The organism is [Clostridium] citroniae WAL-17108 (genome assembly GCF_000233455.1).
Taxonomy (GTDB): Bacteria; Bacillota; Clostridia; order Lachnospirales; family Lachnospiraceae; genus Enterocloster; species Enterocloster citroniae.
The window spans coordinates 58,318-69,540 of record NZ_JH376435.1; the positions used below are offsets into that span (position 1 = coordinate 58,318).

Below are 11,223 nucleotides of genomic sequence, written 5' to 3' on the forward strand. Positions count from 1 at the left end.
CGGCCCTCACTCCTGTTCCTTCAAAATCCCGCTTCGGTCCACGGCCTCAATTGCCCTGTTCAAAGCTTCCTCATCCTGTACCAAAGCCAGGCGCACATATCCTTCTCCGGAGGGACCAAAGGCACTGCCCGGAGTCACCATGACCCCTGCTTTCTCCACCATATCCATGACAAATTCCTCCGAAGTCTTGTAATGCTTCGGGATGGCAGCCCACACAAACATGGTGGCCACAGGGCGCTCCATCTTCCATCCGATCCGCGTAAACCCATCGCACATACTATTCCTGCGCGTTTCATACGCCTTCATGGTTGTCTTTACACAGCCCTGGTCGCCGGTAACAGCGGCAATGGCCGCCTCCTGTATGGGGAGGAACATGCCGTAATCCATATTGGACTTTAACAGCTTTAATCGGGACACCACGTTTTCATTGCCCAGGCAAAAGCCGATCCTTGCTCCGGCCAGTCCATAGGTTTTGGACAGGGAGTTGAACTCGATCCCCACTTCCTTTGCGCCGGGAAAGCGCAGAAAGCTTCCGCATGTCCTGTTATCAAACACAAGATCACTGTACGCATTGTCATGGAGCACAATGATATCATATTTTCTTGCAAATGCGATCAGTTCCTGATAGAACGAATCCGGAGCCATGGCAGTGGTGGGATTATTAGGGTATGAAACCACCATAAGCTTTGCCTTTTGAGCCACATCCTCAGGAATCTCATCCAGCTGAATGATATAACCATTTTCCTTTTTCTGGGGCATGTAATACAGGTCCGCTCCCGCGATCTTTGGCCCATCGCCAAATACAGGGTAACAGGGATCCGGAACCAGCACCATATCCCCCTCGTCCACCATGGTCAGTGCAATATGCGCCAGGCCCTCCTGGGATCCAAGCAGGGAGCATATCTCCCTTTGGGGATCCAGTTCCACCCCATATCTGCTTTTGTACCAGCCTGCAATGGCATCTAAAAGTTCATTCCTGTCGCTGATGGCATACACATAATTAGAGGGATCCGCCGCCCCTTTGCAAAGCGCTTCCCTTATGTGAGGAGCCGGAGGGATATTGGGCGCACCGATGCTCAGGTCAATGATCTCCTCCCCCTTTGCCATCTTTTCCTTTTTGATCACTGCCAGTTTGGAGAAAATCCCCTCCCCGAAACAATCCATTCTTTTTGCAAATCTCATCTTTTTCATCCTCCCTATTATATCCGTATCTATACTTAAAATCCCAGCAGGCATACTAAAAGCGGCAAAAATACAGCCGGCAGCAGGTTTCCGATCTTTATTTTACTTCCCAGGACCAGATTAAGTCCCAGGCCAAAGATTAAGATGGAGCCGATGCAGGACATCCTGACGATCATCAGTTCCGTCAGGTAAGGCTTTACCAGCCCGGCCAGGGCCGTCATGCTTCCCTGGTATATGCCCACGGGAAATACGGAAAAAGCTGTTCCAATCCCCAGGGCTGCCGTAAATACAATGGAAAGCACTCCGTCCATGACGGCCTTTGTAAACAATGTACTGTAATTGTGATTCAGCCCATCCTCCAGGGAACCTACAATAGCCATGGCTCCCACACAAAAAAGAAGGGAACTGCTGACAAAGGCTTCTGTAAAGGTTCCTGACTTCTGACCGCCGGGAATCCTGGACCTGCACCACTCTCCCAGCTGCTCCAGTTTATATTCAATATTGATCCATTCTCCAAGGGCAGCTCCCGCCACCATGCAAACAACGGTCACAAGGGTATCCCGCGTCTCAAAGCCGTCACCGGATATTGTCATCAATCCCTGTATGGCCCCGGTTACTCCCACAAATACCACACACAGTCCCACTGCGCTGGAAATGGTGTCCTGCAGACGCTTTGGCAGCCCGCCTTTTAACAGCATGCCCACCAGGCATCCGGCCAGGATCGCCCCTACATTCACGATTGTCCCTAATCCAGCCATCATCATCCCTACCTGTTCTTTTAATCTTCATTTTTTTATCTTGTTGGGGCAGGCAAAATGCTTTTTGGAGGTAATATTGCGCATTTTTCTGATTCAACCGCCCATTTTGCCTATTATAGTACAATTTTCCAAATATGACAAGACAGGAAAAGACAGGAAGCCTCCTGGTGGAAACTTCCTGTCCCTTTGATGTTTAATTTATTTTAATACGCCCGGATCTAAGCGCCTGTTCCCGGGCTGGGATTGCCTCCCGTCCCTCCCAGGGCGCCTGCAGGTGGCGGCGGCATGGTGGATGGTTTCACAATCTTTTTCCATGCATGCATTGCCAGTGCCATAGCGATCACGCCGTAAGATACGAACACACGGAAATACTCTCCGATCACCGGATCTCCAAAAAGTTCCTTGCCGGCCAAAGGCGCTACGATGAACAGTGTGTGGAACAGGATGATACCTAGTATCGCCTGCCTGTTGTTGGCCTTCTGTACGGAAGCGCCGCCAACTAACAGGGCTGCAATGGCGAACTGTCCCACCTGGGTATGTGCGCCGTAGGTGGAAAATGTTCCCACGTTCTGAAGAAAGATCAGCTGTCCCCAGCTTGCCAGCACGGTTGAGAAGATCATGGCAATAATGCGCGTCTTGTCAACATTGATGCCTGCTGCATTGGCAACCGTGCGGCTCTGTCCAACCGTACGCATATTCTGCCCCAGGCGTGTGCGCATAAGGGCTGTGTTAAAGAAGCACAGACCGGCAATACACAGATAGGTCATAACAGGCAGATGCACCACAATCAGGACTTTGAAAATAGCGGGTATATAGGTGAGTCCGTATACAGCGGCTGCCAGCACACAGTTGACAACTGCCTTCTTTCCGTTAAACTCCTTCTTATAGATAAACCTGGATGCCAGGAACTTCCACACCTGCCAGATCAGTGTTCCGGCACAGCTCAGCTCAATAGCGTTGAGCAGGAGCAGACGGTCCGTTGCCAGGAACTGTTCGATCACGGGCACAAAGGTCATGCCGTAAACCGCAGCTGCCAGAACCAGCTTGATCGTGGTTGCCTTCCAGTTGATCTCCAGTTTCTTTGACTTCTTAATGATAACGGAGGCAATCATGCCAATCACACAGAGATAGAACCCGATCTCGATGATGGTCAGCATAGGAACCGTATCCAGTGCATACTTGACCGTATCCTTAAGGTCAATGGTGTTCTTAACGCCAACGCCTGTTGCAATCATCAGCGTGGGATTATATAAGGGGATCACTCCGCCGAATATGAACAGGAACAGCAGCTGGTACAGACCTTCCGCAAAGTAGGAAAGGACCAGACCGCCGATCATCTCCGCCCCCTTCATATGGTTGAACAATTTTCCAACCAAAAAGCCGAAGAAAATAGCGATGGGCGTGGCGATTGCAACGGTCAGCAGGAAGCCGCCAATTCCCACAAATCCCCAGTAAGTGGTCAGGAAAATGGCTACCTGTGCTGCCATGGCTCCGATTACAATACCAAAGTTCAGTCCCATACCAGCCAGAACCGGTATGATCAGGGACAGCACCAGAAATGAGTTACGGGCAATACGTGTAAACAACTCCGGTATTACAAAAGTGAGGGGCTGTTTGGAGGCAATGGTTCCGCCCACACACAGGATGATGAACAGAATGACTACCTTATTCTTAAATAACACGTCCAATGTTTTCTTTCTATTCACGTCCATCACCTTCTTTCGTTTGTGCTAATGCGTAGATGATGATACCATTGGAGATGATCAGACGCATTACTTCCGACAGGTTTCCTTCCGGGATAAACTGGTTTGCCACCGGCAGCCCCAGCGCCAGGATTCCCTGGAACAGGAATGTGCCGATAAGTACATTGGAAATCCTTGCCCTCTTTGGTGAGGCGCCGCCGATCAACACGGCTGCTACCGAGTTAAAGCCCATCATCATGGGGCCGTTATAAAGCTGCATGAATCCAAATCCCTGGGCATATACAATAATGCCGACTGCGGCAAGAACGGTTGAAAGTGTGGTTCCCACCAGACGCATCCGGTTAACATTAATACCGGCTGCTTTTGCAAACATGGGATTGGAACCTGCTGCCGACATGGCCATACCTGTCTTGGATTTCATAAACAGCCACACTAACAGGCACATAAAAAACATAAACAGCAGCAGGCCTGTAGGCACTGTGAATTTACCGATCTTAAAGGATAATGTATCATTCATGACGCCGCTGAAGGATGTGGACAGGGAGATGGTATTCCTCAGCCCTTTGCCTGCGTTGGGCCATTTCAGCTCGCCGTTTTGGAAGGGAAGAAGCATCCAGAGCATGTTCATGAAGGCAATGATCGAGAAACCCACATAGGTTGTTACAGTCATCTCAGAACCCTTTACCTGGTTTAAGAGAAGGCCGTACAGGTATCCGATCCCGGTGGCCAGGATCACACCGATCACAATGGCGACCAGCACGGACACCCACATTCCAAACATGGGGCTAACCGCCACCAGGGCGGGGATCCTGGCCACATCAAGCTCAATCACGATCAGACCGCCCAACAGGCCGCCTACAATCCCCATGGAAATACCAAAGTTCAGGCCGATTCCGCACTGTACCGCAGGGACCATGGCCAGTGTCAGGATACCGAACATTCCCCATCTGCGGACACAGTCGCTTAAGAGCTGCATTAGGTTCATCTGGAATCCGCCTGCAGCAATCACCAAAAAGATAAAAAAGCCTACAATGATGATACGGGGCAGACCAAACTTCTGCACTGCTGATTTTACAGGATTACTACTCATGATCCTCCCCTCCTTTCACTTTTGTGCCTGACATAGCCAGACCAAATTCCGCATCAGGAGCATCAGGACTTAAGATCCTGGACAGCTTCCCGTCTGAGATAATGGCGATCCTGTCAGAGATGGAGCGCAGCTCCACCAGTTCAGAGGATACGATGATAACCGTCATTCCCTGTTCGCGGTTCAGCTTTGACAGATATTCCAACACCAGCTTCTTGGCACCGATATCAATACCGCGGGTGGGCTCGGATACAAAAAGGATATCCGGTTCCAGGGTTAACGCCCTGGCCAGGCATACCTTTTGCTGGTTACCGCCTGAAAGGCTTCCGGCTGCCTGGCGGATACCTGTACAGCGTATATCCAGGCGCTTAACCATATCCTGCGCATGCTCTCTGGCTGTCTTGCCGTCAAAGAGCCGCATCCATAGAACCTTTTTAAGGAATTTGTTATTGGTCTGCATGGCTGAAAAAATGATATTGTGCTCAATGCTCTCATTCAGCAAAAGGCCAACCCCCTTGCGGTCCTCTGATACAAAGGCAATCTTATGCTCCAGGGCGCATCCCAGCTTTTCCAGGTTCAGCGGTTCACCATTGATCATCACCTGTCCCTCGGCCTTATAAAGTCCCATAATACCATTGGGAATCCCCAGTTTTCCCTGGCCTGCCAGACCTCCAATCCCAAAGATCTCCCCTTTGCGTATATCCAGGTTGATCCCCTTTACCTGCTCGCCCGGCATATCCACGTAATAGTCCTTCATGCTCACTGCAATGTTCGTGTCATTGATAATGCGCCTGTCCTCTTCGCTTGTATCCACCAGCTTCTCCACCTTGCGGCCGATCATAAGCTCTGCTATCTCCACCACATTGGTATCCTTGATCTCCCTGTGAGCCACAAATTCGCCATCGCGGAGAATGGTCATGCCGTCCGCCACTGCCATCACCTCGTCCAGGCGGTGGGTGATAAAAATAATAGCAATCCCCTGGGAAGCGATCACACGCATGGCTTCCAGCAGACGGTCCGCCTCAGACTCTGTAAGTACTGCGGTGGGCTCATCAAATACCAGCAAACGGATGCCGGTCTTGTCAATCTCCCTGGCGATCTCAATAAACTGCATGTAGCCAACCGGAAGGCCGGCTACCTTTACATAGTCTTCTATTTGTAACCCTATAGTCTTAAGGGCTTTTTTTGCATCCTTTGCCATCGCTTCAGCGTCCAGGCTTTCCATGGATTTGCCAAAGATACGGCTGACCAGATTCGGGGTACTAATTTCACGTCCAATCTTTATATTCTCCGTTACGGTAAAACCAGGAATCAACATAAACTCCTGATGAACCATTCCAATTCCCAACTCCATTGCCTTTAATGGAGTATCAATATTCACCGGCTGGCCTGCCATTTTCACAGATCCGCCAAATCCACCGGTGGAGTGAATGACCGGCATTCCAAATAAAATATTCATGAGTGTAGATTTTCCAGCTCCGTTCTCACCCATGAGAGCATGGATTTCACCTGGCTTAATGTGCAGGTTAACTCCTTTGAGTACCTGGTTACCGGAATATTCTTTTGTAATATGATCCATTTCCAGGACATACTGTGTATTATCCAAGTTCACAACCTCTTTTCCTTCGGACTTCTTTAAAAACTCCACGCCGCCTTAAAAAGGTTTCGCCGTCTGCCAATGCAGGACGGCGAAACCACAGATACAATGAATTCTTACAATATGTATGAATTACTCAAATGTAACGAAGTCTGCCATTACCAGGTAATGGTTGTCTTTTGCATTACCACTGTCATCTACATAATTGTCAATGGTCATCTGGATCTCACCTGCGCACTCCTGAAGGGTATCACGAAGTACCTGATCATCCAGTACAACACCATTGGTCTGTCCCTCTAATACCTTCTTAGCATACTCCACACCGGCCTCAACAAACAGCATGTTACATGGAACACCCCATGTGGAAACTCTTCCGTTCATGCCGGCTTCGTCAACCTTTGCCTGAAGCTGATCTAACATGTAATCCACATCAGCCTCATGTCCGGCCATATCGATATTCAGTGCAGCCGGGAATGCATGGAATGGGGATGGGCAGCACTGTAAGGAGTAGATTGCGCCCTGCTCAAATACGGAACGGATCAATGGCTCCTGCATACCGCAGTTGGTTGTGAAGAATACGGTATCCTTGCCATACTTCTCAATCTGACGCGGAACATCCTCAAGGATGAACTGCTGAGCGCCTGTGATACCGGAATCACCGGTCGGGTCCGGAGCAGTTACGTCAACTAACTCAATGCCGTTCTCTGCACAGTATTTCTTCAGGTTCTCATGACGTGCAACGATCAGGGCATAACTCATGTGACGAGGGAAGGAATAATGGATCATGGTCTTGGCTCCCTGTGCCTTTGCCTGAGGAGGAATCACGATGCCGCATCCCGGCTCATCTACCTGTAAAACAATATCAGCCTTCGGATTGATAACGCCTGGATCCTCGCCTGGAGTACCTGCGATAAAGATCATGTCAGGACGTGTCTCACGTACCTTATCAATGGCTGCGGCTGTTCCGGGAATGGCCTGGCACCATACGATTGCCTTTACAGCCGGATCAGAGGCCATCGCTACCGCATTAGAGATAACGGTCTCTGTCTCAGTGGAGAAATTATCCGGATATGTAGAGGTAACGATCATGTCGCCATACTTTTCTTTCATCTTGTTGGCCTGTGTAATCTCCTCATCACCCTGGGAAGCAGTACCTGTGATGATACCAATCTTAAAATCAGCAGCAGGCGCTTCTGTCTCAGTTCCCTCAGCTGCGTCCGTCTCTCCGCCTTCTGCTGCAGTGGTTGCAGGAGCTGCGGTTGTGGTTGGCGCCTCAGTTGCTGCAGGCTCTGCGCTGCGGCATCCTGCCAGTGAGAATGCCATAGCGGCCGCCAGTGTAAGGCTCAGTAATCTTTTTTTCATGCTCTCTCTCCTTTTAATAAACATTTTCTTCTAACTTTTCCAAGCAGGTTACAAAGCTTTTTCTTCGCCCCTTCTTATGATGAAAGTTATGTTCAAAATTATACCATATAAAAATGGTTTATGTCTACTGAAAATGTGCAACATTTACGTTTTTATATCATCTCTCTTTAAATTATATTTTATTGTTGACCAAAAAACCAAATAATTCTGATTATCACCAAATAAAAGAAAATTTTATGCATCTTTTACATTTATGTAAACCATTAATTTTGTGAAGGAAAAACTACCATAATAAATTATTTTTATGAGGTAACGTGGGCAATCAAATGAGCAAGAATTAAGGTAAGCGTCAAATAACAGAGTGTATAGAAAAATTGCCAACCTTCTGATATTCTCAAGGTTGGCAGTTATCTACATATTTTTTGTATGACAGGATCCCATGGCATATAGTCTTCCAGAAATTCCGGATACTGCAGGAATGCTGTTCCGGGGATATCACTCAAAATATACTGGATGTATTTTCTGGGGTTTAGTCCATTCGCTTTTGCCGTTTCAACCAGTGTATAGATCCCTGCGCTGGCTTCTGCTCCTTTGGGGCTTCCAGAAAACAGCCAGTTCTTACGCCCTATCGTAAAGGGACGGATGCAGTTCTCAGCAAGATTGTTTGAGACAGCGCAGTTCCCATCCAGCAGATAATTCATCAATCCGTTTCTCTGGTTGAAGGCATAGGTAAATGCCTCTCCAAGTTTGGATTTTGGAAGGATTCCGGCAAATGCCTCTTCCGCCCACGACCAAAAGGCCTCTAATACAGGCATTTCCTGTATCAGACGCTGTTCCTTCCTGCCCTGGGGAGACAGGACTTCCAGTTTTTTCTCAATCTCAAACACCTTATTGATGTAGCGGATGGCCTGTGCCGGAATCGTTGTTTCCCGGCTTTCCGTATCTTTCGCAAGAGCATCCACAAAGTATCTGCGAAGGTGTGTCCAACAGTAACATCTGGTAATCCCGGATACTTTTTCATAGCCTTTATAAGCATCTGTGTGGATGTATCCGTGGTAACCTTCCAGAAACTTCCGGGGGAAAGTCCCGCTGCGTCCCGGCTTATAATCAAACAGCCTGACGGGATGGCTGCTTTCCTTTATGGAGCAGTATACCCACATATAGGAATCTGTGGTGTTCTTCCTTCCGGCTTCACCCAGCACCTGTACCGGCGTCTCGTCAATGTGCAGGTATCCCTGTTCCAGAAGTCTTTTCCGTAAAAGCCCGACAATCGGAGACAGCCAGTCCCGGTAACTGGCAAGGATCCAGTTGGACATGGTTGCCCTGCTTAAGGTCACACCAAGATCGTTCCATTCGTTTTCCTGACGGTACAGCGGTACGGCCAGCTCATACTTCTGATGGATAACCCAGGCAACCGTGGAAGGGGACGCATAAGAGTGCTGGATGACCGGACAAGGCATGGGGGATTTCTCCATATATGCTTTCCCGTTCTTACGACACTCCCTGCATTCGAATGTTTCACGATAATAGTCAATCACACGTACCCTGGCAGGGATGAGCTCGATTTCCGTCCGGACGAATTCCTCTCCCACCGAAACAAGCGGTGAACCGCAGGCCTGGCAGAAACGGTCTTCTTCTGCAAGCGTGCAGAGTTTCTTTTCATGAGGGATGTCTTTCAGCCGTTCTTCTTTCTGACCTGGGAACCTTTTGCGCCGATAGGAAGCAACATCCTTCATATCCGGTTCAGCAGCTTTCGGATCGGACTCCATTTCCGCTTCATCAAAAAGAGACATCTGTCCCTCGATATCAAGGGAGGATGTCTGCTCGGTTGACCTGCCATAAAGCTTACGGGTCAGGAAAGCCACCTTTTCCTGTAGGAGAAGATTTTCTTTTTCCAGCTCTGTAATGCGGTTTTCTAATGCGGAGATCGGTGTTGCGTTGACCATGGAAATCGCTTCCTTTTCGTATTCTAACTGTATTTAGTATAGCATAAAAGTGGCTGAGAAGCCAGTATTTACAAGCTTCTCAGCCACTTTAAAGGATCGATTTCGGATGCAGCTTCTTTACCGCCTTTGGCTGGTCAATGGACAGTCCTTCCAGCAGCCAGCGCAACTCTTGAGCGGATATCCGGCGTACATCCGCCGGGGTTCTTGGCCATTGGAAATTCCCATTCTCCAGACGCTTGTACAGGAGGACGAAACCGTCCCCCTCCCAAAACAGTGCCTTCATACGGTTACGTTTATGGCCGCAGAAGAGAAAGAGAATGTTGGAGAACGGATCCAGCCGGAAGTTCTGTTGGACGATGGAAGCAAGGCCATCTATGGATTTCCTCATATCGGTATATCCACAGGCAAGGTAAATCGTTTCTGCCCGTGAAAGATCCCCTAACATCTGGATGCAGCCAGAAGGACTGACTGGATCAGGGAAGCTGGCGTATCCGCAGCGATCTCTATCACTGCACTGCCGGCACGGATGATAACCGGTGCGGGATTGGAAGAGCAATGGCTGATAACCGGAATGGATGCAAACACGGTAGTCTCCGGTACTTCAGTGGAAACAGATCCTGCATAGCGCCTATACGGAAGGTCCTCAATCGCCAATTTCCTGATCTTTGCAAGCCAGTAGTAGTAGCTTTTCAAGGAAATGCCATTCTCTTCACACCACTGCTTGTTTGAAAGCCCACTGTCGCGGCAGCGGTGAATGACTTCCAGCCATTTCTGGATATTGATTTGTGTCTTTGCTGATAATTCTTCCATGACATACCTCCGTATTTTAGAGTTTTAAGAGTAGACTCTCAAAACTCTAAAACTAATTATCGCGGATTATGGCAGAAAAAGAAATACACTCTGTTATTTGACGCTTACGAATTAAGCAAGAAAACTAGGCAAATAAAAAACTGGAATTTCTTAATAATCAAGAAATTCCAGTAAACAAAAAAAGCGCGAGACGGGATTCGAACCCGCGACCCTCGCCTTGGCAAGGCGATACTCCACCACTGAGCCACTCGCGCATTTACTTATTATTTAGTTATCAGGTATCATACATACCTTCAAAACCACATATTGAAAACCGAATTGAAACTTCCTTCTTTTCCCCTAAACCTTTTGGTTAAGCCCTCGACCGATTAGTATTAGTCAGCTACATACATTACTGCACTTCCACCTCTAACCTATCTACCTCGTCTTCTTCAAGGGGTCTTACTCTTGCGATGGGATATCTCATCTTGAGGGGGGCTTCACGCTTAGATGCCTTCAGCGTTTATCCCGTCCAGACTTGGCTACTCTGCCATGGCCTTGGTAAGCCAACAGATACACCAGCGGTCTGTCCATCCCGGTCCTCTCGTACTAAGGACAGCTCCTCTCAAATATCCTACGCCCGCGCCGGATAGGGACCGAACTGTCTCACGACGTTCTGAACCCAGCTCGCGTACCGCTTTAATGGGCGAACAGCCCAACCCTTGGGACCTGCTACAGCCCCAGGATGCGATGAGCCGACATCGAGGTGCCAAACCACTCCGTCGATGTGAACTCTTGG

Annotated in this window: 9 protein-coding genes, 1 tRNA gene and 1 rRNA gene; all 11 read right to left on the minus strand. The window is 48.9% G+C overall.

Annotation, left to right across the window (positions count from 1 at the left end):
* Positions 1 to 6: 6 nt before the first annotated feature.
* On the minus strand, positions 7 to 1,182 hold the full coding sequence (locus HMPREF9469_RS29840) for an aminotransferase class I/II-fold pyridoxal phosphate-dependent enzyme (RefSeq protein WP_007871475.1): 1,176 nt from the start codon (positions 1,180 to 1,182) through the stop codon (positions 7 to 9).
* A gap of 35 nt (positions 1,183 to 1,217) precedes the next feature.
* The gene (locus HMPREF9469_RS29845) at positions 1,218 to 1,940 is read right to left on the minus strand and encodes a DUF554 domain-containing protein (protein WP_040417839.1); all 723 of its coding nucleotides are present in this window, start codon (positions 1,938 to 1,940) and stop codon (positions 1,218 to 1,220) included.
* A 218-nt stretch (positions 1,941 to 2,158) separates the two neighbouring features.
* Positions 2,159 to 3,646 carry an ABC transporter permease subunit gene (locus HMPREF9469_RS30925; RefSeq protein ID WP_007871479.1) on the minus strand — a complete coding sequence of 496 codons (1,488 nt, stop codon included), beginning with the start codon at positions 3,644 to 3,646 and terminating at the stop codon, positions 2,159 to 2,161.
* Positions 3,639 to 4,733, minus strand: a complete 1,095-nt coding sequence (locus tag HMPREF9469_RS29860; protein WP_007871481.1) for an ABC transporter permease subunit — start codon at positions 4,731 to 4,733, stop codon at positions 3,639 to 3,641. Before HMPREF9469_RS29860 ends, HMPREF9469_RS30925 begins: the two co-directional genes overlap by 8 nt.
* Positions 4,726 to 6,309, minus strand: a complete 1,584-nt coding sequence (locus HMPREF9469_RS29865; protein ID WP_040417845.1) for a sugar ABC transporter ATP-binding protein — start codon at positions 6,307 to 6,309, stop codon at positions 4,726 to 4,728. The genes HMPREF9469_RS29860 and HMPREF9469_RS29865 overlap by 8 nt, the downstream gene beginning before the upstream one ends.
* A gap of 150 nt (positions 6,310 to 6,459) precedes the next feature.
* On the minus strand, positions 6,460 to 7,689 hold the full coding sequence (locus HMPREF9469_RS29870; protein WP_007871485.1) for a DUF3798 domain-containing protein: 1,230 nt from the start codon (positions 7,687 to 7,689) through the stop codon (positions 6,460 to 6,462).
* Between the two features lie 407 nt (positions 7,690 to 8,096).
* Positions 8,097 to 9,635, minus strand: a complete 1,539-nt coding sequence (gene tnpC, locus HMPREF9469_RS29875) for an IS66 family transposase (protein ID WP_007871487.1) — start codon at positions 9,633 to 9,635, stop codon at positions 8,097 to 8,099.
* 88 nt (positions 9,636 to 9,723) lie between these two features.
* Entirely contained in the window at positions 9,724 to 10,080 is a 357-nt protein-coding gene (gene tnpB / locus HMPREF9469_RS29880) for an IS66 family insertion sequence element accessory protein TnpB (protein WP_040417818.1), read from the minus strand.
* Positions 10,074 to 10,445, minus strand: a complete 372-nt coding sequence (gene tnpA / locus HMPREF9469_RS29885) for an IS66 family insertion sequence element accessory protein TnpA (RefSeq protein ID WP_007871491.1) — start codon at positions 10,443 to 10,445, stop codon at positions 10,074 to 10,076. The genes tnpB and tnpA overlap by 7 nt, the downstream gene beginning before the upstream one ends.
* A gap of 182 nt (positions 10,446 to 10,627) precedes the next feature.
* Positions 10,628 to 10,699: transfer RNA gene (locus tag HMPREF9469_RS29890), tRNA-Gly, on the minus strand.
* Between the two features lie 94 nt (positions 10,700 to 10,793).
* Positions 10,794 to 11,223, minus strand: a 23S ribosomal RNA gene (locus tag HMPREF9469_RS29895); the annotation flags it as partial.